Source organism: Micromonospora sp. NBC_01699 (assembly GCF_036250065.1).
GTDB lineage: Bacteria > Actinomycetota > Actinomycetes > Mycobacteriales > Micromonosporaceae > Micromonospora_G.
This window is the reverse complement of record NZ_CP109199.1, coordinates 2,389,346-2,410,567: the sequence shown is the minus strand read 5'-3', so window position 1 is coordinate 2,410,567 and position 21,222 is coordinate 2,389,346. Positions and strand designations below refer to the sequence as shown.

The following is a 21,222-nucleotide window of genomic DNA, read 5'->3' as shown; positions in this document are numbered from 1 at the left end:
CCGCGCTCCGCTCGGCGGCGCCGCCACCCGGGCGGCGGCCTACCGGATCAGAGCTTGCCGATCTGCACCTGGACCTGGCTGTCGGTGACGCTCTGTAGGGTCACCGCCATGCCGCCGATCTCGGTGGCCTGCTGGCCAACAGTCAGGGTGAGTTGCTCGCCGGCAACCTCGATGGTCACCTGGTCGCCCTCGGCCTTGACCAGCTTGGCGTTCACGCCGAGGATCGAGGCGTTGGCCTCGACACCCCGGTCGAAGGTGACCGTGCACTGGTCGATGCCACAGTCGGTGGAGGCACCCTCGGAGCTACAGCCGGCGAGCAGGGCCGCACCGAGGGCGAGACCGGCGGCAAGACCGGCGGTACGGCGGACAAACGTCATTCTGGGATACCTGCGGGGGCTATTCACCCCAACAAGGGTACGAGAAGCATGCGACCATGCTCGTGCACGGTAACGATCTTCGACCGGATATCGTGCCCGCATGCCGTACGACATCGCCCGGGTCCGGGCCGCCTACCCCGCTCTCACCGAGGGCTACCTGCACCTCGACGGGGCCGGGGGCAGCCAGGTGGCCGCCGGGGTCGCCGACGCGGTGGCGCAGACCATGCGTACGGCGGTGGCCAACCGGAGCACCGCCAACGTGGCGGGCCAGCGGGCGTACCGGCTGGTGGACGAGGCCCGTGCGGCAGTCGCCGACCTGGTCGGCGGGGTGCCCGACGGGGTGGTGTTCGGGCCGAGCGCGACGGCGTTGACGTACACCGTGGCGCGGACGGTCTCGCGGACCTGGCGGCCGGGCGACGAGGTGGTGCTCTCCCAGCTCGACCACGACGCGAACGTGCGCCCGTGGGTGCAGGCGGCCGAGACGGCCGGCGCGACCGTACGCTGGGCGCGGTTCGACCCGGACAGCGGTGAGCTGCCCACCGACCAGTACGCCGAGCTGGTCAACGACCGGACCAGGCTGGTCGCGGTCACCGGCGGCAGCAACGCCATCGGTACCGTCCCGGACCTGCCGGCGATCGCCAAGCTCGCGCACGCGGCCGGCGCGCTGGTCTACGTCGACGGCGTACACGTCGCGCCGCACGGCCCGACCGACCTGGCGCAACTGGGCGCCGACTTCTTCGTCACCAGCGCCTACAAGTGGTCGGGCCCGCACCTGGCCGCGGTGGTGGCCGCGCCGTCGGTGTGGGAGCCGCTGCGGCCGGCGAAACTGATCCCGTCGGCGGACACGGCGCCGGACCGGTTCGAGTTCGGCACCCCGAGCTTCCCGCTGCTCGCCGGCGTGCGCGCCGCCGTCGACCACCTGGCCGGCCTGGCCGAACTGGCCGGCGTCGCCGACCCGGTCGACACCGCCGCCGACCGCCGGGCCCGACTGCGGGCAAGCCTGAGCGCGGTACGGAGCTACGAGGAGTCGATCTTCGAGCGGCTGCTGAGCGGGCTGGCCGCGCTGCCCGCCGTCACCGTCTACGGCTCGCCCCGGCACCGCTGCCCCACGGTCTCGTTCCGGGTCGCCGGGCAGGCACCGGCCGAGACCGCGGCGGCCCTGGGCGCACTCGGCATCTGTGTCTCCGCCGGTGACTACTACGCCTACGAGTACTTCCAGGCGATGGGGTTGCGCGACAGCGGCGGCGCGGTGCGCGCCAGCGTCTACCACTACAACACCGCCGACGAGGTGGATCGGCTGCTCACCGAACTCGACCGACTGAGCCCTCGCGGCTGACCCGCCACCCGGCCGCCCCGCCGTGACCGGTGTGCTCGGCAGTCGACCTCAGACGGCGTGCTCGGGGGCGGGCAGCTCGGTGAACGGGAAGCGCAGCCGGAAGTCGGGCCAGGGCACGGTCAGTCGTACCCGTCCGTCGCCGTCGTGCCAGTCCAGGCTCAGGTCGGCGATCTCGCCGAGGTCGGTCAGGGCCTGTCTGGTCAGCTCCACCGGCAGGCCGGAGACCTCGGCCAGCCCGGTCAGGTTGGTGCTGACCTGCCGGCGCCGCCACCGCCGCCGGGTGCGCTGGGCCAGCCGGCGGACCGCGATGGCCATCAGCACCGCCCGGTCGTCGCGCTGGGCGCGGGCCTCAAGGTCGCGTTCCTCGGCCGAGAGCGGCAGTACGTCGAGCGGATCAAGGTCCAGTCGGGGGCGTACCCACGGGTCGGTGGTGGCGCCGTCGTGCTCGACCTCGAACAGGCCGAACCCGACGAGGCAGGGCAGCAGCTCGCCGACGGTGTGCGGGATCGGCAGGTCCCGGCGCCGGCACATCTCGCCGAACAGGTCGATCCGCGCCCCGCGTACCTCGACCATCCAGTCGTAGTGCTCGCGCGCGTGCAACTCGGCGTGCGCGGCCTCCCGGCGCGGATGGCGTTGTCTTGAGCGGGCCACCCAGTCCTCCACGTCGCCGGGATCGCACCAGAGCGCGTCGTCCCAGGGCACGAGACCGTTCCAGGCCGAGCGCCGGAACGGCACCGGGCCAGGGACGACGGTCAGGTAGACAAAGGAGCAGGGAAGCCAGCGGATCCAGGACGGCATCATCGCGGCCCGCTGCCAGCGGGGGGTCACCGGACGGACAATACCGCGACTAGCCGTGAAGGTGGGGGCACCCTTCGTAAAGATTGGATTGATTCCGTTATGGACTGTGGGCGATCGACCCCCGACCGACAAATAGACGCTGGGTCACTATCACGTGACCCAGCGCGCTGTCGATCGTCCTTTCAGGAGGGACCGGCGAGCAGTTCGGCCGCCGCCCGGGCACCGGCCCGGGTGGCGCCGTACGTCGACAGGTGGATCCGGCCGGTGACCAGCTCCGGCACACCGAGTTCCACCACCACGGCGTCGGGGCGTACCGCCAGCATTCCTGCCACGGTGGCGGCCATCCAGTCGTGCCGGTGCAGGTCCCGGACCACCAGTACGAGCGGGCGACCCACCGCCGGGGCGAGCAGGGAGGACGGCAGCCGGTCGCCGGCCGGCAGGTCCTCGGCGGCCAGCCGGATCGTGGAGGTGCCCGGCAGCAGTGCGGCGAGCGGCTCGGCCACTCCCCACGGCGTCTCCGCGCCGATCGCGATGTTGCGCGGCGGCGCGAACTCCACCACGTGCGCCGGGCCGGTGAGCGGCAGCGCGGCGGCGTCGGCGGTCGCGATCACCCGGACCGCCCGCCGGGCCGCCGCCAGCCCGATCACCGAACCGTCCGGACCCGAACCGGACCACTCCGGCCGCTCGGCGCGGGCGGCGGTGGTCCAGGCGGCGAGCTGACCGACCCGCTTGGCGGCCTCGACCAGTCGCTCCTCCGGCAGCTCCCCGCTGATCACCGCGGCGACTATCGCGTCCCGCAGCCGGCGGGCGGTCTCCTCGTCGGCGTGGTCGCCACCGACGCAGATCGCGTCCACCCCGCTGGCCAGCGCGCGTACGGCCACGGCTTCGAGGCCGTAGCGGTCGGCGACGGCCCGCATCTCGATCCCGTCGGTGATCACCACACCCTGGAAGCCGAGCTCCTCGCGGAGCAGTCCGTTAAGCACCCGGCGACTCAGTGTCGCCGGCCACTCGCCGTCGATCGCCGGGACCAGCAGGTGACCGGTCATGATGGCCTGCACCCCGGCGTCGATCGCGGCCCGGAACGGCGGCAGCTCGACCGCGTCGAGCCGGTCCCGGGTCGCCCCGATCCGGGGTACGTCGATGTGCGAGTCGACGCTGGTGTCACCGTGTCCGGGGAAGTGCTTGGCGCAGGCGGCCACCCCGGCGGCCTGGAGTCCGCGTACCCAGGCGGCGGTCTGGCGGGCCACCAGGGCGGAGTCGGCCCCGAAGGCGCGTACGCCGATGACCGGGTTGTCGGGGTTGGAGTTGACGTCGGCGACCGGCGCGTAGTTCAGGGTGATGCCGGCGGCGGCCAGGTCGGCGCCGAGGTCGCGGGCCACCCGCTCGGTCAGTTCCGGGTCGTCGATCGCGCCGAGGGCGAGGTTGCCGGGCCGGGAGCTGCCGAGCCGGGACTCGAACCGGGTGACGTCGCCGGCCTCCTCGTCGATCGACACCAGCACGTCCGGCCGCTCGGCCCGCAGTGCGGCGGTGAGGGCGGACACCTGCTCGGTGTCGCGTACGTTGCGGGCGAAGAGGGCGACGCCGCCGAGCCCCTCAGCGAGCCAGCGGCGCACCCAGTCCGGCGGAGCGGCAGTGCCCTCGAAACCCGGTTGCAGGACCGCCGCGGCCAGAATCGAAAGGCCGCCCGTCGGTGTGCTCATCAGGCTCGGTACCCCCGTTATCCACAGTGAATACGCGCCGGTCCGGTCGCGGCGCGTGCTGCCATGGTCACACCGGCCCAGGAAATAGTCAATAAACCTTTCTATTAGCGGGATGCGCCGTTCCGGCAGTCGTACGACAATGCTGGGATGGGCCTGATTCCGCTCGCCGCGCAGGACACAAGCTGGTACGACATCCCCGGCGTACGCCTGGTCGGCGCCGTACTCGGGACGCTGCTGCTGATCGCGGCGATCCGCTCGGTGTTCGGCAGGGGCGGCCGCTGAGCCGCCCGACTCGTTTGACACGACCGCCCGCGGGGGTAACGCACCGTTGAGGTCGACCTGATCTAACCTGTCACCTGATCCAACCCTGTCCGGTGCCGGATCCTGGTCGGCCACCGGACGCTCGCTTGTTGATCGACGTACGGAAAGGGGCATGCCGTGACCGACCAGCCGGTATTCACCGAGTTCGGGTTCTCCGACGAGGAGTGGGGGCTGCTCGTCGGCCTGCCGCAGGCGGTGCTGAGCGCGGCGAGCGCGGCCGAGTCGAACGGCGCCCGGCGCACCCGCAGCGAGAACGCCGCCGGCCTGGAGGCGATCTCCGCCGGCCGGGAGTCGGCCAGCCCGCTGGTCGCCGCGGTGGCCGGCGAGGTGATCAACCGCGCCGGTGACCCGGAGAACGGCGAGGAACTGCCGGTGATCGAGCCGAGCGATCCGCAGGCGTTGATCAGCGACGTGCTGCTGCGGGCCAAGAGCGTGGTGACCCTGCTCGGGAACAAGGTGCACGAGGGCGAGGTTGGCGCGTACGAGCACTGGTTGGTCGAGATCGCCGACCAGGTGGTGTCGGCCGCGCCCAGCGGCGGCATCCTCGGCATCGGCGGCGAGGCCGTGAGCGACGCCGAGCGACGCTTCCGGGACCGGCTCGCCGAGGTGCTCAACGACTGACCCGAAGGAGAGGGAGAAGATGGCAGTGCACGAGACCGAAGAGGTCCAGGACAGCCCGAGCGAATGGGTGGCCAACCACATCCGCTCGTACGTGGACAGCGACGGCAAGGAGGGCCAGTTCTGGAACGGCTACCCGACGCTGCTGCTCACCGTCCGGGGTCGTAAGTCGGGCAAGTTGCACCGGACCGCGCTGATCTACGGCCGCGACGGCGACAACCTGCTGCTGGTCGCGTCGAGCGGCGGGGCTCCGAAACACCCGTCCTGGTACCTCAACCTGACCGACAACCCGGAGGTCACGGTCCAGGTCGGCGCGGACGTCTTCGCGGCACGGGCGCGTACCGCGACGCCGGAGGAGAAGCCGGCGCTGTGGCAGAACGTGGTCTCGGTCTTCCCGCCGTACGCGGAGTACCAGACCAAGACCGACCGGCAGATCCCGGTCGTCATCCTCGAACCCGTCGGCTGAGTTCGAGCTGACCCGATCGGCGGGTCGGGCACGTCCGCCCCGGCCCGCTGACCGGCTCAGCCCCGATCCTCGGCCGGACCGATTCAGCCCCGGCCCGGCCTGATCGGCTCAGCCCCGTCCCTCGGCCCAGCCCTGCTCGTCCGCCCACCGCTGCCACGCGTCGAGTCCCGCCTCCGGCTGGACCGACCAGGCGAGCTGCGCGGCGGCACTGCGTACGTTCTGCTCGCCGGTCGCGGTCACCCAGACCACCTCGTTGAGCGCCCGCTGCCGCAGCCGGTCCCGCCGCCACCAGGGTGCGCGCTCCTGGAGGTCGCCGACCTGGGCGACCATCGCCGTCACCGTCTCTCGGGCATCGGTCCCACTCTGCTCGCGAAGCTCCTGCTGCCGGCGGATCGCCGCGTCCCAGCGCGGTCCCCACTCGGCGTCGAGCCGGCCGTGCGGGCGGTTGAGCGCCCGTCGCGCCGCGTTCTCGGCCCGCCGGGCGATCGTCATCGCCAACAGTCCGTGATGTGCCCAGAGCGGTTGGGTCGAGTCCGGGCCGGTCAGCGGTACGGGCTCCGGCCGGGGTCCGGGGTCGAGCGCCGTCATGTGCTCGCCGCGCCGGGACACGTACGAGTCGAGGTCGGTGAGCCGGACCAGCGCGGGCAGCGTCGACACGCCCCGCCCGGTCACCGTCACCACCACCTCGTCGAGCACCGCCCGCCACACCACGTACGCCTCCACCCGTTGGACCAGCGCGGACGTCGGCGTACCGTCGACCATCACCTCGACCGGTTGCGACCGGGGCGCCGCCGGCAGGTCCGGGGCCGACCCGGCCGGCAGTTCGCCGGGCACCGGGTAGTCCCGCCCCTGGGCGGCGAACTGGTCGGCGAGCAGGCGGTCGAGGGAGTGGAAGAAGCTACCCGTACGCGGCTGGGTCTCCACCAGCAGCCAGCTCTCGTCCACCGGCAGCCCGTACCCGATCTCGATCGAGACGGTGATGCCGTCCTGCCGGGACCAACCGGCGAGCCAGCCGGACTCCACCGAATCGGCCAACCCGTAGACCGGCCAGGGCGGCGGGTGGAGGTCGAGTTCGGCCCGCTGCCGCTCGGCGACCTCTCGCAGTGCCCCCGTCCAACCCTCGTCCTCGGGTCGAATGATCCCCATGACCCATTGTCGCCGGTGGACCGCCGTCCACACCAGTCGGTGACGGTTGTGGGGATTGCCGGTGGACCGGTACGGGAACAGTGCCGAGGTGTTCTTCGAGGGCTTCGACCAGCAGACAGTCGACGTCGGTCCCGCACGGCTACGGGTACGCGCCGGCGGTTCCGGACCACCGGTGGTGCTGCTGCACGGCCACCCGCGTACGCACACCACCTGGCACCGGGTGGCGCCGCTGCTGGTCGCGGCCGGTCACACGGTGGTCTGCCCCGACCTGCGCGGGTACGGCCGTTCGTCGAAGCCGGCCACCACCGACGACCACGCGCCGTACTCGAAGCGGGCGATGGCCGGCGACATCGTGGAGCTGATGCGCCGGCTCGGCCACGAGCGGTTTGCCGTGGTCGGTCACGACCGGGGCAGCTACGTCGCGACCCGGCTGGCCCTCGACGCCCCGACGGCGGTGACCGGGCTGGCCGTGCTCGACTGCGTGCCGATCGGTGAGGCGCTGGCCAGGGCCGGCAGCAGGTTCGCGACCGCCTGGTGGCACTGGTTCTTCTTCGCCCAGCCGGACAAGCCCGAGCGGGCCATCCTCGCCGACCCCGACGCCTGGTACGGCGGCGACCCCGACCGGATGGGCGCCGAGAACCACGCCGACTACCGGGAGGCGATCCACGACCCGGCCACGGTCCGGGCCATGCTGGAGGACTACCGGGCCGGTCTCGGCGTCGACCGGGCGGCGGACGACGCGGACCGGGCCGCCGGCCGACGGGTCGACTGCCCGACCCTGGTCCTCTGGTCCAGCCGCGACGACCTGGAGGACCTGTACGGCGACGTCCTCGCGGTCTGGCGCGACTGGGCGTCCGACCTGCGCGGCGGCGGGCCGATCGAGAGCGGGCACCACATGGCCGAGGAGGCCCCGGAACAACTGGCCGCCGCCCTCGTCCCGTTCCTGGCCACACTTCCGGCGACCGCCGGACGGGTCGGGACGGGCTAACCAGCGCCGCCGCAGCACTGTCAACTGTGGGATCACATCGGCGGTAGGCTATGTTCCCGTGGGCATCAGGTGGTGTCGGTGAGCCTTGCCGAGGTCGTCGCCGGGCTCCGGGCGGTACTCGAACAGGTCGCACGCCAGCGCGCTGACCTGATCCGGGACGGGTGGTCGGTGGAGGCGCTGGGACACAACCCGTTCAACGCGGCCACCGGCGGCATCTGGCGGGTCCAACGCGACACCGGCTCGGCAATCCTCAAGATCGCCACCCCGAACCGGCGCGACGACCATCCCCCGCACTGGGCGACCAGCACCGACCCGGCTCACTGGAACTACTGGCAGCGGGAGGTGCTCGCCTACCGGACCGGGCTGGCAACGGAGGCGTACGCGGTGGCCGGGATCCGGGCGCCGGTGCTGCTCGACTCCGTCGACCGGGCCGACGGGTCGGTGGCGCTGTGGCTGGCGGACGTACCCGGGCGGCCCGGCATGGGGTGCTCACCGGAGCAGTTGGGCGAGTTCGGCTACCGGCTGGGGGTCGCCCACTCGGCCTGGCTGGGGCGGGAGACGGGGGCGGAGTGGCTGTCGCGGGACTGGCTGCGGGCGTACACGACGTCGCGGCCGGTGCCGGAGACGGTGGACTGGGACCATCCGGTGGCGGTGCAGACCTGGCCCGAGGACCTGCGCGCGGGGTTGCGGTCGCTGTGGGAACGGCGGTACGACGTACTCGCCGCCACCGACGCGCTGCCCCGGACGCTGGGCCACCATGACGTGTGGCCGATGAACCTCATCGTGGACGAGAGTGGGCCGGTGCTGCTCGACTGGACCTTCGTCGGGCCGGGCCCGATCGGTGAGGACGCCGCCAACCTGATCCTGGACACCTTCTTCGACGGCCTGGTCGACGTGGACCTGCTCGACGACGTGGCCGACGCGGTCCGCGCCGGCTACCAGCGCGGACTCGCCCCGGCCGTCGACGCCGCGGAGGTACGCCGGGCGATCATGCTCGGCGCCGCCGCGAAATACTTCTGGCTCGCCCCCGGCATGCTCGCCGCCCTCCACCGGCACAACCCCGACCGGAGCCAGCAGTACGACAGCCGCGACGACCTGGCCATGTTCGACGGTCGTCGGCGAGTGCTCGAACTCCTGGTGGACTGGTTCCGGCTCGCCCTGGAGTGAGCGCTCGGGTCACTGCACGTCGAGCAGAAACGGCGTGTCCGGGCAGCGCGGACAGGTGAAGATTCGCAGCGCCCCCCACCTGCCCACCTGGACACCGGTCGGCTCTTGCGAGTCGAAGCGCTCCGGGTCGGCCCACTCCAGGTGCTGCTCCTCGACCGGCCGCCACCGGTCGCGGGTGCCGCCGTCGTACTCCTTCGAATCGACAACCAGGGTCAACCCGGTCGGGCCGGCGCAACTCGGGCAGGGTGTCTCGTGTGGATCGGTGACGCTCCAGTTGGCGTACCCGCCGACCTTCCAGCCGGGCATCATGAACGTGCTCACGTAGTCGTCGTCCACACGTCCCCGTAGCTCCTCCGGTAACTCCTCGGGATATGGGTACTCCACGACCTGCTCGGGGTGCAGGCGACAGGGCCGGGGCCGGTAGACCTCGTTGCCGATCTCGCCGATCTCGCCGGTCGGCGGCTCGGTCGGGACCCCGGTCAGCTCCGCCTCGCGACGCCAGTGCAGGCTCACCGTCGGTCCCCAACTGCGGGTCTGCTGGTGCTCGAACGGGCACCAGAGCACCTGGAGCAGGTCGGCGCCACCGGGCCGGGGCAGGTCCGGGACGTCGTCGGCCCGCAACTGGGCCACCGGCAGCATCGGGTGGGGCGTCGGGTGCGGGCGGGCGACGTACCGGTAGCCGACCATCGGGCCGCCGTCGCGCGAACCCCAACCGGTGAAACCGGGCCCGACCAGGTCGGCGATCTCGTCGCGCAGCTCGCGCTCGCCGTCGGCGAGCTGATGAGCGACCGTACGCCGAGCCTCGGCGGCCCGCATCCGGTCCACCAGTTCGGCCGGGATCGGCACCTCCTCCCGCACCATGTACGGGTGCTCGCAGGTGGGCCGGGGTTCGTCCGCCGGCCACCACAGCGGTCCCCCGACGTGGCTGTCCCGTACGCCGACCGCCCCGGGACGCGGGTGCAGTCTGGTGGCGGTTCTGCCTAGGTCGGCCAGCCCCGGTAGACGGTCGAGCGTTCCCGGCGGCAGCGGCGGCGTCTTCACCGGCCGATCCTAGAAGGCCCGCATGGACACGAGATGCGGTGATCGGCTCCCGAGTGACGGTTAGCCGGCGATGCGGCGGCGGGCGGGCGTCGAGCCGGGGCACCCGCACCGCCACTCCGGCAATCGACGCCATCGGGGCACGCCAGGCGGACGCATGATGCATCGATCTCGTACACCATCTTTGGTGTACGTACGCAAAAGATGATGTACGAGTTGAAAGCGTTAGTTTCCCTGGCGGCGCCCGGCTGCGCGGAGGTGTTCGTGCGCCCATTCCTCGAAGGTGGTGAGTGGGATACCGAGGGCCCGCGCGTACTCGGGGCGGGCGGGTTGACCGGACACGTTCATGAATTCGTGTGAGGCGCCCATCCCCGGCATCCCGGCTGCGGTCGCCTGCTCCACCGTCATGTTGGGCGCGGTCAGCTCGGTGCCGAGCGCGCGGGAGAGGGCAGCGGCGATATCCGTCATCGTCAGGTAGTCGCTCGCCAGTTCCAGTTCGATCCGGTGCCACCGATCGGGTGCGGTCAGGGCTGCGGCGGCTGCCGTACCGATGTCCGGGGTCGCGACGAGGGAGAGCCGGGTGTCCGGCTTCAGGACGCTCACCAGGCCACCCTCCACGCCGCGCGGGAACAGGAATGCCATCGAGGGCAGGAAATTGTCCATGAAGAAGCTCGGCTTGATGAGCGTCCAGTGCGGGAAGCCCGCTTCGCGTACCCGGTCCTCGATCTTGGCCTTGGTTCCCAGGGGGCGCTCCATCGACGCCCAGCGGCCCTCGGCCCAGCCGGGGATCTCGGTGTACCGGCTGGCGCCGGAGACGGACGTGTGCACAAACTGCGGTACGCCCGCCGCCAGCGCGCCCTCGATCAGGTTGACGGCCTGGGTCAGTTCGCCGTCGAAGTCGAAGGCGCCCGCCTTGAACTCGGCCATCTGCACCGAGAAGACAGCGCGGGCTCCTTGCGCGGCCCTGGTCACGGAGTCGCGGTCGTGGAGATCGCCGGTGACCAACTCGGCGCCGAGCGCCTCGACGGCCTTCGCCCGGTCGGTTGCGGGGTCGCGGACCAGCGCCCGGACGGGGACGCCGGCCGCGAGCAGGGCGCGGGCGGTGGCGCCGCCCTGCCGGCCGGTGGCGCCGGTGACCAGAACGGGGGCGGGATCGGTAGACATGGGGCTCCTCTGGCCTGCGCATACACTAAACGGCGGGGGCCGCCGTTTATGCTTCGCTACGATACGGAGGACCCCGCCACTTAGCAAGCTTCGAGGTGACGCCCATGACCGCCCAGCGCGCGGACGCCCGGCGCAACTACGCGCGCCTGCTCGCCGTGGCCGAGGAGGAGATCGCGGCCTACGGTGCCGACGCGTCCCTGGAGCAGATCGCCCGCATCGCGGGGGTCGGCTCGGCCACCGTGCGCCGGCACTTTCCCAGCCGCCACGCACTGCTGGAGGCGGTCTTCGCCGCACGGATCGAGATCCTGTGCGCCCACGCCCGCGACCTGACCGGTGCCGCCGACACCCGCGCCGCCCTGCTGGAGTGGCTGAGCGCCGTCACCTCGTCCGCCGCCTCCATCCGGGGCCTGGCGATGGCACTGACCCGCGACCAGACGGCCGACCCCGACGAACCGCACGAGCACTGCGCCACCGCGCAACTCACCGAGGCAGGCGAACCACTGGTACGCCGCGCGGTGCAGGCCGGCGCGGTCGCATCGGGCGTGACCCTCACCGACCTGCTCACACTGATCACCGGCATCGCCCTGGCCACGGAACACCACCCGGACCCGGCGACCGAGGCGAACCGGCTATTCGACCTGGCTGTGACGGGAGTCAGCCCTCGTCAGGGGTGAGAACGAGGGACGAAGACGTACAGCTCGACAGGAAATTGACAACCGCTCCCTCGATCGCCTCCGCGTGGGGCGGTCGGGTCGATCGCGATCGTCTGGCCCCCGTGGTAATGGTCGATCAACCTCGGGTCCACATAGGACGTCTGGGCATCCCGGTACCGGGGACACCACGGCATCGCTCCGGCGAGCGAGGGTCTACTCACCTCCGGAGAGCGCAGGGCACTACAACGTGCGGTGACACCGACGCGGCGGACGGAAAAACGTCATTCTCTATTTCCCTGAAGAGTTCGCTGCTCTTGAGGAGGAATAGAGAATGACGTTTTTCGTCAGGGTCGCCAGCGGACGGGGCGCCCGTGCCCGCTACGGGCGTTTACTGCTGCTTTGCCAGCCCGACGAACGCGCGCCACGCCTCCGGCCCGAAGGTCAGCGTGCCGCCGTCACGGTCCTTTGTGTCGCGGACAAGCACGACGCTCGCGAGGTTGTCAGCGACCTCTACACAGTTGCCGCCGTTGTTGCCGCTCCTGGTGCTCTTGCGCCACTGTGCGCCGCTCACGTCCATGATGCCGCCGCTTCCCTGATCAGTTCTAGGGACTGTGCTCGCGGGAGGGCTTCCCCCCGGATGCGTTCCCACCGTCGTTCCAGCGTAGCAATCTTCGACGGCTTCTCGACGATCTGAGCCTCGGCCTGGCTGTCGACGTGGGCGATCCGGCCACCCTCGGGCATCTCGGCGATCGTGAACGGTCCGCCGAGGCCGGGGTACATGCCGATGTCCCTGGGAATCATGTGTATCTGCACTGTTTTCAGCTCTGCGCACTCGGCGAGGTAGGCGCACTGCTCGCGCATCAGCTCGCGGTCCCCGTAGGCGGAGCGGTAGAGCACCCCGGCGTCAATGACGGCGATCAGGAGCGGCGGCCGGTCCCGCCGCAGGATGGACTGCCGCGCGAGGCGACCGATGACGAGCTGTTCGACCTCCGCAGAGGTCAGATCTTCGCCCTCCAGCGTCGCCCGCGCGTACGCCTCGGTCTGAAGAAGGCCCGGCACCCATGTCAGTTCGAACCAGCGCAGCGCCTTCGCCTCGCGCTCATTTTCGGTCCACTGGCGGAACCAGACGGGCTCTTTTCGCCGCAGGACGTCCGGCTAAAGGTCACCAACGTCCTTCTTCAGGATCTCGGCGATCTTGAATCGTCGCCTTGGCTGCGGTATCCGTCCAGGGGTGATCCAACGCCCTGCCGTCTTCGGGTCAACACCTAACTGAGCTGCGAGAGAGTCGGTGGTCTCGCCGACCTCAGCCATCGCCGCTACAAGTGCATGGTTCATCCAGCCTCCCTAATGGATGTCCGTGACCTTCGAGGACCATACATCAACGGAGTGTGCATGTCCGGCCACCCGAGGCAGGGTGATCGGTAAGGAGGCGTGGTCGGTGGAGGTTCGAGCCCGGCGGCTGCGTCAGCGGGGGCGCTCCCGAGGGGAGGTGGGAGCGCCCCTTCCCACAGCTCACAGGAGGTGTCGAGAGTGTTCCTGGTTCGCCGTTGGCGGGGCTGCGCCTGGCCGTGGTTCCTCGGGGCTGCCGCGCCGCAGCCGCCCATTCCGCCGCCGTCCGACCGCCCGGTGTGGGCTGGTCCGACGCTTCTCCTCGGGCCGTTGCTGACGTTCGGGCAGCGCACGGGCTACTGCCTGCCCCGCGATGGGGGCTGTCATGTCGGATAAGCCGTTGGTCAAGGTCGGTGACGTGTTCACGATCGATCCGACGTCGTGCCTGCTCGGTCATGGGCCGTTCGAGTGGCCCGAGGGTTGGCAGGACCTTCGTCTGCGGGTGACGCATTACCCCGTTGATGTGAGGTTGGGTCGTACGGATTGGGTTGCCCTGGTGGGGGTCGAGCTGGGGCCGGAGGGTGAGCGGGTGGCGGGCCGGGTCGGTGTGGTGCGGACTACTGCGCTTCCGGGTTATCGGCGGCCTCCGTGTCCGTTCGGGTGTGAGCGGTGTCTGACCGCGACCGACCCAAGTCGGTGGTCATGACGCGACGACGTGCTGGTCCCGAGTACGACCGCGCCTGCCGCGCGATGTTCACCCGACCGTTCGAGATGGAGGCACACCCGGTGAGTGACGACGAGACGAACCAGACCACCGACCCGGAGATCCCCGGTGAGGGGCTGCCCGACCTGCCCACTGCCCCCGGTACACGGCGGCGCATGCCCAACGAGGGCCGATACGACCGCGACCGTCGGAACCTGCCGATGGAGTTCTTCGCCATCGGGATGTCCGGGCGTATCCGGCGCAACCCGACGGGGTGACCGATGAGCGGGCAATTGAGCATCGAGACGTTGAAGTGGATCGCTCGGAGTGAGGTCATGCGGCACCGTAATTCGCGCCTCTGGCGGCCGGTCTGCCTCCACTGCACCCAGTACGGGTGCCCGTACATGGATCGTGCGATCGAGTTCCTTCAGGCGCTCGCGCGTGACGTGAGCACCGGTACGCGGAACGGCGCAGAAAAGGGGGAGTCGTGAGTAGGCAGGATGAGCCGCTGACTCGGGCGGCGATCGTGTGGGCGGTGAACGAGACGATCCGGGGCCACACCGGTGCGCGCCGGTGCCCGCAGTGCCGGCCGGACGGGTGCGAGCAACTGGCCTGGGCGCAACGCGAGCAACAAAAAATGGCGCCGGTGGCAGTGGAGGCCCGGTGACGGACGGACCGCTTACCGCGGCGGTGGACGGGCCGTTGTGCATGAACTGTGGTGGTGGCAGCGGGAAGTGTGACCGGTGTGGGGGTTGGGTCAAGCCGTGGTCGAAGTCGTGGCTGCCGTGGGCGCCGTGCTCGTGCCCGTGCTGGTCGTGCAAGACCCGACCACCGGCCCCGACGGTACCGATGATCGTGGTCGGTAGACGTCGTGGCTGACCCGGTGCCGGACCGGTCGGCGCTGACGAAGGTGACGGTCAACCTGGTGCCCCGCGCGGTCGACGCGCTCGCCTCGGCGCGCGCCCGTACGGGGGACACGAAGACGGACACGATCAACCGGGCGCTCGTGGTCTTCGACCTGGTCCTCGACCTGACCGAACGGGGCGGGGGAAGCCTCACCGTGCGGAACCCCGACGGCGGCACCGAGCGGGTCCACCTGCTCTGAACGGAGAGAACGAACGTGGAACACGACCCGGACGCTGACGTCCCGATGGGCGCCCCGCACCGCCCCGGCGACGACTGGCACTGCCGCGACGACAACGAGGAATGGCCCTGCCAGATCTTCCGCCGCCGAATGTGGTCCCTCTACCAGGGCAACCGACCACGACTCGCCGAGGTGATGGGCGCCTTCCGCGACAAAGCAACCGCGACCCTGCCCGACCTGACCCCCGAACAAGCCGAAGCCCGCTTCATCGGCTGGATCCACGACCCGCCGATCCGCCGCCGGCTGCGATCGGTTTGAACGTCCCGCGACCACCTGACCACCCGTACGCGACGGGAGAAAGGAGTGCCACACGTTGAGGCGGTCCAGCACAAGCGGCCGGTCAAGAAGGTCGAACAACGGTCGAGGGCAACCCATTGTCTGTGGGCGGTGGGTCAAGTTTCTGTGCAGCGGTTGTGCCGGTCCGACCCGTCACCAGAAGCTCGACCGCCGTGGTTGCAGACGGCCACCACGCGACGCACCAACCCTTTGCGACGGTGGCGGTAATCCGGCCCTGATCTATTGTAACGATGTCCACTGCAGTCACGTCCGGGCCTATTTGGGCGAGAAAAACGCGTGCGGTGCCGCCGCCATTATGCCTAACAGGGGAGCTTATAACTTCGACCCCCTCCTTGGGGCTGCCCGTGGTCTCACCTCGCCCTGAGAAGGCCTGGTTGGGCGAAAGGAGACAGAATGCATAGCTGTTCGGCCCACCTAGCATGACCGTTGTTATATTCCCTCGTTGTTCGGCGAGTATTAGGTTACTGGGCACGCTTTGACTGCTTGGGCCTTTCATTTTGGTGAGTCGATCTCGGCATTCGTCGGCCATCCTCGTCGCTTCGGTCGGAGTTGCGGGATGGGGTATCGCTGTCCATGACGCGTAAGCGGATTCGATGGGAGGCGTCGTCCCCAGCGCCATAATGATAATGACAGCAACGACTCCGACCGCGATCGAGGCGAGGCCGAAACGCACAGAAAAGCTCGGGAGCCAACGCTTAGATGCCGCCGCTTTCGGGTTCCTGTTGATCTCGTTGATAAGCGCCAGGCGGCGGGCCTCGATCCATTCCGTTGAGAGTTGCGGAAGATCCGGCTTGAATCTTGACAGGTTCATATGGTTGCACTCCTCTCGCGCACGAGCCGACGGTGCTGCATGAGCCAGCCCAGTGTGCGCTCGACCACCCATCGGCGCTTGACTACGCTGAAGCCTTGGACCTGCGGATCCTTGGTGACGATCTCGACGTCGAGGCCAAGAGTGGCACCATGTTCGACAACTCGGTTCTTGAAGCCGGCATCGGCCCATGTCTTGGTCAGGGTGGGATACGTGGCGGCGGCTTGGTTGAGCAGGTCCATGCCGATCATGTTGTCGCTGACGCTGGCCGCGGTGACGATGACCGCGAGCAGTAGGCCGAGGGCGTCGGTGACGATCCCGCGCTTGCGGCCCACGATCTTCTTGCCGGCGTCGGTGCCCTGGGTCGCGGTCGGGACGTTGGTGGAGGTCTTCACGCTCTGGGTGTCCATGATGGACGCGGTGGGTGTCGCCTGTCGCCCGCTGTGGTCGCGGACCAGGCCGGTGAGCTGGTAGTTGAGTTGGGTGAAGATGCCGTCGCCCGTCCATGTCGTGAAGTACCAGTAGACCGTCTGCCACGGTGGCAGGTCGTGGGGCCAGGTAGCGCCAGGCGATGCCGGTGCGGTTGACGTAGAGGATCGCGTTGAAGATTTCTCGAAGGTCGTGGGTAGCGGTTCGGCCGCCGACGCCGGCGTCGGTTCGGGCCTGACGCCACGCGGTCAGCCGGGGGGCGATCAGGGACCAGCGGGCGTCGGACAGGTCGGAAGGATAAGCGGTCGCTCGGTCATATGACGGGTCTACTGCGGATGAAGGAGAGTAGATCGCACGTCGAGTCCGACAATCCCTCAGCTTTTTGATTCAGACACGATCTGTGGAACGATGCCGGCATTTCGACTAGGTGTGAATCGGGTCGAAATGGTTCTTATAGGCGCAACATGGCTGGCCTGCCGGGTCGGCGGTCAGCCAGTCAAGTCTGGCCGGTGTGCCACTCAACGCGATCGTGCACGCCACGGCACTCAGCTCGCCGCCCCCGTCCGGATGAGCTCGGCCGCGTTTCGCATTCACTCCGACAGGAAGTTGATAACCGCTCGCTCGATCGCCTCGGGTGGGGCGGTGGGGTCGATCTCGACCGTCTGGCCGTCGTGGTAGCGGTCGATCAGCCTCGGGTCCACGTACGACGCTCGGGCCACGGCCGGGGTGTTGCCGAGCAGCTCAGCCACCTCGCGCATGACCCCGGCGACCACCCGCTTGCGCCTCGTCTCCGACCGCTCCGGCCCCAGCCGCGCCAACGCCCGTGATGTGCGCAAAGTCGCGTGCCAGGTGCGGAAGTCCTTCGCGGTCATCTCGCCACCACTGGCCGCCCGCAGATACTCGTTGATCTCGTCGCTGCGTACGTCCCGCCAGCCGTGGCCGTCCCAGTAGCCGAACAGCCGATCCGCGTCGCGCCGCCGGTTGCGCAGGTCCCGCAGCACCGCACAGAGGCCGGGGTCGTCGATCCGCTGCACCCGCGCGATACCGCCCTTGGCCGGGAACTCGAACACCACGCAGCCGCGCCGGGCACGGGTGTGTTCGGGGCGGAGCGTGGCGACGCCGAAGGTGGGGTCGTCGCCGGCCGCGTACTGGTCGCTGCCGATCCGGAAGGTGCCGGAGTCGAGCAGGCTCGCCACCGTGGCCAGCACCCGTTCCCGGCCCAGCCCGCGCCCGGCCAGGTCGGTGCCGACCCGCTCCCGGAGCACCGGCAACCGGGCGGCCACCTCCAGTACGTGGTCGAACTTCGCCTCGTCCTGCCGGATCCGCCACAGCGGGTGGTAGAGGTACTGCTTGCGGCCGGCGGCGTCGATACCCGTGGCCTGGATGTGCCCGGCCGGGTGCGGGCAGATCCAGACGTCCCGCCACGCGGGCGGGATCACCAGTCCCCGCAACCGCTCCAGCTCGTCCCGGTCGCGGATCGGCCGACCACCCGGATCCACGAAGCTCACACCGCGACCACGACGGCGGCGCCCGTACCCGGGGGTGGCCGGATCGCTACGTCGCAATCGCATGGCGGTCCCGGGCCACCGCTCGCGACGTCGCCCCCGCCGTCCGTACCGGTCGGACGTGGTCGACCTCGTCCACGGCGGCGAGCACCTGTTCGATCCCGATCGCGGCCAGCGTCGGGTGGGGCCGGAACCGTTCGCTGTCGCCCTCGACCGGCACCGAGTCCGGCACCTCGGGATCAAGTTCCGGCAGCTCAGAGCCGGTATCGGGAGCGGATTCGGCCAGGGCCGCCGCCCAGAGGGCGCGGTGCCAGGGGCGGTCGACGGGCGGACCCCAGTGCTCGGGGCGGACCGGGCCGAACAGCACCACCGACGGGATGCCGTACGCGGTGGCCAGGTGCGCGACGCCGGTGTCGGCGCTGACCACGAGCCGGCTGTGCGCTACCACCGCGGCCAACCCGGACAGGTCGAGCCGGCCGGCGAGCACGGCGGTGCCGGGCAGACCGGCCCGGTGGGCGACCTGTTCGGCCAGGTCACGTTCGGCGGCGGAGCCGGTGACCACCACCCGGTGACCGGACCGGCCCAGTTCACGGGCGACCGCCGCGAACCGGCCCGGTGACCAGCGCTTCGCCGCGATCTTGGCGCCGGGGTGGACCACCGTCACGCCGACCGGCACCCGGTGCGGGCTGGGCCGGCGCAGGGACAGGTCGGTCGGGTCGCTCGGGACGTCGTACCAGTCGAGAAGCCGGCACCAACGGTCCACCTCGTGCTCGTCGGCCGACCACGGCGGACCGTCGGTGTGGTCCGCCTCCTCGTTGTGGAACGCGCACAGCCGCTCCGGGCCGGCGGCCTGGAGCAGCCGATGCGAACGCGGCCCGCGCCCGTGCAGGTTCACCGCCCAGTGCGGCGCCGGCCCCGGCCACTCGACCCCCTCCAGGCCATCCGTCGGCACCAGCCGGTCGACCCCGCCGACCAGGTCGACCAGCGGCTCCAGCCAGACCGGCGCGGCCAGCGCCAGGGTCCGGTCCGGGAACGCGGCGCGCAGGCCACGCAGCGCCGGGACCGCGGTCGCCAGGTCGCCGACACCGAGGGCCCGCAAGACCAGGATCACGGGTACGACGATTCGCGCTCGGCGCACACCACGAGTTCCCGGATCGCGCAGCCGGGTGGCTGGCTGAGCGCGAACAGCACCGAGGCCGCCACACTCGCCGGGTCGTTGAGCACCGCGTCGGCGCCCGGCCGGTACTGCTCCGTACGCTCGTCGAAGAAGGCCGTCCGCATCCCGCCCGGCACCAGCAGCGTCACCCCGACCGAGCCGGCGAGCTCGGCGGCGAGCGCGCGGGTGAAGCCGACCACCCCGAACTTCGCCGCGCAGTACGCGGTCGCGTCACCGACCGCCTTCACGCCCAGCGTCGAGGCGACGGTGACCACCGTTCCGTGCGACCGTTCCAGGTACGGCAACGCCGCCCGGATCACCGCGGCGGTGGCCAGCAGGTCCACCGTCACCACCCGTTCCCAGGTTTCGGCGGGCACGTCGACCAGCCGACCCGGCACGTCCACACCGGCGGCGGTCACCAGCCCGTCGAGCCCACCGGCCCGCTCGGCGAGTTCGCGGGTGGCCCGCTCGGCGGCACGGGTGTCGGCGAGGTCGCACTCGACCCACGGCACCCCGTCGGCGGGTGCCCGCCGGTCCAGCACGTACGGCCGGCCGCCGGACTTCGCAACGGCCGTGACCACCGCCGCGCCGAGCCCGCTGGACCCACCGGTGACCAGTACGGCCGGACCCGCGCCGGGCATGGTTTCGGTCATCGCGCTCCTCCCGTCAGGCGTCGCGCGGCCGTCCGGGCCAGCGCGATCATGCCGGTGGTGGACCGACCGTCGAGGTACGGCACCACCACCGTGTGCCCACCCCAGCGGTGGACGATCTCGGCCTCGGGCAGGTCCGGTTCGTCCCCGCCGCCGGTGCCGTAGTCGCCGCCCTTGACCCAGACGTCCGGTCGCAGCCAGGACAGGGACGCGTGCGGGGTGGACTCGTCGAAGATCACCACGGCGTCGACGCAGCCGAGCGCGGCCAGCAGCCGGCCGCGGTCGTACTGCGGGACCAGGGGGCGGTCCGGGCCCTTCAGCCCGGCGACGCTCGCGTCGGAGTTGAGGCAGACGACCAGGCAGTCACCGAGCCGGCGGGCCGCCTCCAGGGTGGCCAGGTGTCCGGCGTGCAGCAGGTCGAAGCAGCCCCCGGTGGCGACCACCGTTCCGCCGGCCGCCCGGACCTCGGCGACCAGCGCACCGGCCGCCGCCGCACCGATCCGTGGCCCACCATCGGCAACGGGGATCGACACCGGTTCGGCGACCGGGGCCGGTACGGCAGCCGCCACTCCCCCACCGGCCACGTACGCGGACGCCTCGCCGACCGCCTGCTGCACCGCCTCGGACACCAGCGCGCCACGGGCCAGTGCCACGGTCGCGGCGGCGGCGAACCGGTCCCCGGCCCCGCAGGTGTCCCCGTCGGCACTGGTCGGCGACGGCACCACCAGCGGCGTCGAGCCGGCGTGGCAGAGCAGCGCGCCGTCCCCACCGAGGGTCACCGCCACCGCGCCGACCCGCCAGCGCTGACGCAGTCCGTTCGCCCCCCGAGACGCGGTGATCAGGCGGGAGGCGCCGGGCGTACCGCCGGCCAGTTCGCGTACCTCAACCTCGTTGGGGCAGGCCAGCCGGACGCCGGGCACCGCCGCCGGGCCGCGCGGGTGCGGGTCCCAGACCACCGGTGCGGTGGCCGCCGCCAGTGCCGCCCGCAGGGTCGGCTGGGCGGCGACTCCCCGACCGTAGTCGCTGACCAGGATGGCCGCCGCCCCGGCGAGCAACTCCAGTACGGCTTCGCTCGGCTCGCCCGGCGGACCGGCGGCACCGCCCCGGTCGAGTCGCAGCAGCACCCGGCCACGGGTCCGCAGCCGGATCTTCTCCGGCGTGGCACCGGGCAGCGGCAGCGCGTACACGTGCACCCCGGCGGCGGTGAGCAGGCTGCTCAACCGGGCCCCACCGGCGTCGTCGGCGAGCGCGGTGACCAGGGCGACCTCGAAACCCTGCCCGACCGCGAAGAGGGCGGCGAGCCCGGCACCACCGGGCCGGTCGACGTGGGTGCTCTCGTCCAGCACCGGGACCGGCGAGTCCGGGCAGAGCCGGTTGACCACCCCCTCCACGTCGCGGTCGAGCAGGGTGTCGCCGATGACCACCAACC

24 protein-coding genes and 1 pseudogene are annotated in these 21,222 nt (G+C 71.0%); 11 read left to right on the top strand and 14 right to left on the bottom strand.

Annotated features, from left to right (window positions below; translation table 11 throughout):
- Positions 1-47: 47 nt before the first annotated feature.
- A complete protein-coding gene (locus tag OG792_RS10865; protein ID WP_329109207.1) occupies positions 48-377 on the bottom strand; it encodes a hypothetical protein in 330 nt (109 codons plus the stop codon).
- Between the two features lie 100 nt (positions 378-477).
- On the opposite strand from OG792_RS10865, the gene OG792_RS10860 reads away from it, so the two are divergent.
- The gene (locus OG792_RS10860) at positions 478-1,713 is read left to right on the top strand and encodes a cysteine desulfurase-like protein (protein ID WP_329109206.1); all 1,236 of its coding nucleotides are present in this window, start codon (positions 478-480) and stop codon (positions 1,711-1,713) included.
- 48 nt (positions 1,714-1,761) lie between these two features.
- Here the strand turns inward: OG792_RS10860 and OG792_RS10855 are convergent, their stop codons facing one another.
- The gene (locus OG792_RS10855) at positions 1,762-2,541 is read right to left on the bottom strand and encodes a hypothetical protein (RefSeq protein WP_329109204.1); all 780 of its coding nucleotides are present in this window, start codon (positions 2,539-2,541) and stop codon (positions 1,762-1,764) included.
- Positions 2,542-2,693: 152 nt separating this feature from the next.
- The gene (locus tag OG792_RS10850) at positions 2,694-4,211 is read right to left on the bottom strand and encodes a glycoside hydrolase family 3 protein (RefSeq protein ID WP_329109203.1); all 1,518 of its coding nucleotides are present in this window, start codon (positions 4,209-4,211) and stop codon (positions 2,694-2,696) included.
- A 147-nt stretch (positions 4,212-4,358) separates the two neighbouring features.
- Here OG792_RS10850 and OG792_RS10845 point away from each other — a divergent pair, with 147 nt between their 5' ends.
- The 3 genes from OG792_RS10845 (at position 4,359) to OG792_RS10835 (ending at position 5,616) form a co-directional block, all read left to right on the top strand.
- Positions 4,359-4,493: a hypothetical protein gene (locus OG792_RS10845; RefSeq protein WP_329109201.1), complete on the top strand. Its 135-nt coding sequence runs from the start codon at positions 4,359-4,361 to the stop codon at positions 4,491-4,493.
- 156 nt (positions 4,494-4,649) lie between these two features.
- Entirely contained in the window at positions 4,650-5,153 is a 504-nt protein-coding gene (locus OG792_RS10840) for a hypothetical protein (RefSeq protein WP_329109199.1), read from the top strand.
- Positions 5,154-5,172: 19 nt separating this feature from the next.
- Positions 5,173-5,616 (top strand): nitroreductase family deazaflavin-dependent oxidoreductase, encoded by a 444-nt coding sequence (locus OG792_RS10835; protein ID WP_329109198.1) that lies wholly within the window; start codon positions 5,173-5,175, stop codon positions 5,614-5,616.
- 108 nt (positions 5,617-5,724) lie between these two features.
- Here the strand turns inward: OG792_RS10835 and OG792_RS10830 are convergent, their stop codons facing one another.
- Positions 5,725-6,762 (bottom strand): hypothetical protein, encoded by a 1,038-nt coding sequence (locus OG792_RS10830; RefSeq protein WP_329109196.1) that lies wholly within the window; start codon positions 6,760-6,762, stop codon positions 5,725-5,727.
- 61 nt (positions 6,763-6,823) lie between these two features.
- On the opposite strand from OG792_RS10830, the gene OG792_RS10825 reads away from it, so the two are divergent.
- Positions 6,824-7,750 carry an alpha/beta fold hydrolase gene (locus OG792_RS10825; RefSeq protein ID WP_329109195.1) on the top strand — a complete coding sequence of 309 codons (927 nt, stop codon included), beginning with the start codon at positions 6,824-6,826 and terminating at the stop codon, positions 7,748-7,750.
- A gap of 78 nt (positions 7,751-7,828) precedes the next feature.
- Positions 7,829-8,917 (top strand): phosphotransferase, encoded by a 1,089-nt coding sequence (locus OG792_RS10820; RefSeq protein WP_329109194.1) that lies wholly within the window; start codon positions 7,829-7,831, stop codon positions 8,915-8,917.
- Between the two features lie 9 nt (positions 8,918-8,926).
- Here OG792_RS10820 and OG792_RS10815 read toward each other — a convergent pair whose 3' ends face one another.
- A complete protein-coding gene (locus OG792_RS10815) occupies positions 8,927-9,958 on the bottom strand; it encodes a hypothetical protein (protein WP_329109193.1) in 1,032 nt (343 codons plus the stop codon).
- A 222-nt stretch (positions 9,959-10,180) separates the two neighbouring features.
- Complete coding sequence (locus OG792_RS10810) at positions 10,181-11,119, bottom strand: NmrA/HSCARG family protein (RefSeq protein WP_329109192.1); 939 nt, start codon at positions 11,117-11,119, stop codon at positions 10,181-10,183.
- Positions 11,120-11,223: 104 nt separating this feature from the next.
- Between OG792_RS10810 and OG792_RS10805 the strand changes: the two genes are divergently transcribed.
- Complete coding sequence (locus tag OG792_RS10805) at positions 11,224-11,793, top strand: TetR/AcrR family transcriptional regulator (RefSeq protein WP_329109190.1); 570 nt, start codon at positions 11,224-11,226, stop codon at positions 11,791-11,793.
- A 367-nt stretch (positions 11,794-12,160) separates the two neighbouring features.
- Here the strand turns inward: OG792_RS10805 and OG792_RS10800 are convergent, their stop codons facing one another.
- From OG792_RS10800 to OG792_RS10790, 3 genes are read right to left on the bottom strand one after another with little or no spacing between them, the layout of a single operon-like run.
- Entirely contained in the window at positions 12,161-12,349 is a 189-nt protein-coding gene (locus tag OG792_RS10800) for a DUF397 domain-containing protein (RefSeq protein ID WP_329109189.1), read from the bottom strand.
- Positions 12,340-12,918, bottom strand: a complete 579-nt coding sequence (locus OG792_RS10795) for a DUF5753 domain-containing protein (protein ID WP_329111192.1) — start codon at positions 12,916-12,918, stop codon at positions 12,340-12,342. Before OG792_RS10795 ends, OG792_RS10800 begins: the two co-directional genes overlap by 10 nt.
- Before the next feature lie 9 nt (positions 12,919-12,927).
- On the bottom strand, positions 12,928-13,107 hold the full coding sequence (locus OG792_RS10790) for a hypothetical protein (protein ID WP_329109188.1): 180 nt from the start codon (positions 13,105-13,107) through the stop codon (positions 12,928-12,930).
- Positions 13,108-13,803: 696 nt separating this feature from the next.
- On the opposite strand from OG792_RS10790, the gene OG792_RS10785 reads away from it, so the two are divergent.
- From OG792_RS10785 to OG792_RS10770, 4 genes are all read left to right on the top strand, one after another.
- Entirely contained in the window at positions 13,804-14,082 is a 279-nt protein-coding gene (locus OG792_RS10785) for a hypothetical protein (RefSeq protein ID WP_329109187.1), read from the top strand.
- Positions 14,083-14,291: 209 nt separating this feature from the next.
- The gene (locus OG792_RS10780; RefSeq protein ID WP_329109185.1) at positions 14,292-14,471 is read left to right on the top strand and encodes a hypothetical protein; all 180 of its coding nucleotides are present in this window, start codon (positions 14,292-14,294) and stop codon (positions 14,469-14,471) included.
- A 204-nt stretch (positions 14,472-14,675) separates the two neighbouring features.
- Positions 14,676-14,909, top strand: a complete 234-nt coding sequence (locus tag OG792_RS10775; RefSeq protein ID WP_329109184.1) for a hypothetical protein — start codon at positions 14,676-14,678, stop codon at positions 14,907-14,909.
- A gap of 15 nt (positions 14,910-14,924) precedes the next feature.
- A complete protein-coding gene (locus OG792_RS10770) occupies positions 14,925-15,206 on the top strand; it encodes a hypothetical protein (RefSeq protein WP_329109183.1) in 282 nt (93 codons plus the stop codon).
- Between the two features lie 864 nt (positions 15,207-16,070).
- Here OG792_RS10770 and OG792_RS10765 read toward each other — a convergent pair.
- The 5 genes and pseudogenes from OG792_RS10765 to OG792_RS10745 form a co-directional block, all read right to left on the bottom strand.
- Positions 16,071-16,833, bottom strand: a pseudogene (locus tag OG792_RS10765) (IS5 family transposase); the annotation flags it as partial.
- Between the two features lie 239 nt (positions 16,834-17,072).
- A complete protein-coding gene (locus OG792_RS10760) occupies positions 17,073-18,053 on the bottom strand; it encodes a DNA topoisomerase IB (protein ID WP_329109182.1) in 981 nt (326 codons plus the stop codon).
- Positions 18,037-19,098, bottom strand: coding sequence for a glycosyltransferase family 9 protein (locus OG792_RS10755; protein WP_329109181.1), 1,062 nt, complete (start codon positions 19,096-19,098; stop codon positions 18,037-18,039). The genes OG792_RS10760 and OG792_RS10755 overlap by 17 nt, the downstream gene beginning before the upstream one ends.
- A complete protein-coding gene (locus OG792_RS10750; protein ID WP_329109180.1) occupies positions 19,095-19,796 on the bottom strand; it encodes an SDR family oxidoreductase in 702 nt (233 codons plus the stop codon). Before OG792_RS10750 ends, OG792_RS10755 begins: the two co-directional genes overlap by 4 nt.
- Complete coding sequence (locus OG792_RS10745) at positions 19,793-21,217, bottom strand: PfkB family carbohydrate kinase (RefSeq protein ID WP_442932461.1); 1,425 nt, start codon at positions 21,215-21,217, stop codon at positions 19,793-19,795. The genes OG792_RS10750 and OG792_RS10745 overlap by 4 nt, the downstream gene beginning before the upstream one ends.
- Positions 21,218-21,222 lie beyond the last annotated feature (5 nt).

What these genes read in the sequence shown, in the direction of transcription:
- OG792_RS10865 (WP_329109207.1), bottom strand. Translation starts at nt 377, where the DNA reads ATGACGTTTGTCCGCCGTACCGCCGGTCTTGCCGCCGGTCTCGCCCTC.
- OG792_RS10860 (WP_329109206.1), top strand. Translation starts at nt 478, where the DNA reads ATGCCGTACGACATCGCCCGGGTCCGGGCCGCCTACCCCGCTCTCACC.
- OG792_RS10850 (WP_329109203.1), bottom strand. Translation starts at nt 4,211, where the DNA reads ATGAGCACACCGACGGGCGGCCTTTCGATTCTGGCCGCGGCGGTCCTG.
- OG792_RS10845 (WP_329109201.1), top strand. Translation starts at nt 4,359, where the DNA reads ATGGGCCTGATTCCGCTCGCCGCGCAGGACACAAGCTGGTACGACATC.
- OG792_RS10835 (WP_329109198.1), top strand. Translation starts at nt 5,173, where the DNA reads ATGGCAGTGCACGAGACCGAAGAGGTCCAGGACAGCCCGAGCGAATGG.
- OG792_RS10830 (WP_329109196.1), bottom strand. Translation starts at nt 6,762, where the DNA reads ATGGGGATCATTCGACCCGAGGACGAGGGTTGGACGGGGGCACTGCGA.
- OG792_RS10810 (WP_329109192.1), bottom strand. Translation starts at nt 11,119, where the DNA reads ATGTCTACCGATCCCGCCCCCGTTCTGGTCACCGGCGCCACCGGCCGG.
- OG792_RS10805 (WP_329109190.1), top strand. Translation starts at nt 11,224, where the DNA reads ATGACCGCCCAGCGCGCGGACGCCCGGCGCAACTACGCGCGCCTGCTC.
- OG792_RS10800 (WP_329109189.1), bottom strand. Translation starts at nt 12,349, where the DNA reads ATGGACGTGAGCGGCGCACAGTGGCGCAAGAGCACCAGGAGCGGCAAC.
- OG792_RS10790 (WP_329109188.1), bottom strand. Translation starts at nt 13,107, where the DNA reads ATGAACCATGCACTTGTAGCGGCGATGGCTGAGGTCGGCGAGACCACC.
- OG792_RS10785 (WP_329109187.1), top strand. Translation starts at nt 13,804, where the DNA reads ATGACGCGACGACGTGCTGGTCCCGAGTACGACCGCGCCTGCCGCGCG.
- OG792_RS10760 (WP_329109182.1), bottom strand. Translation starts at nt 18,053, where the DNA reads ATGCGATTGCGACGTAGCGATCCGGCCACCCCCGGGTACGGGCGCCGC.
- OG792_RS10750 (WP_329109180.1), bottom strand. Translation starts at nt 19,796, where the DNA reads ATGACCGAAACCATGCCCGGCGCGGGTCCGGCCGTACTGGTCACCGGT.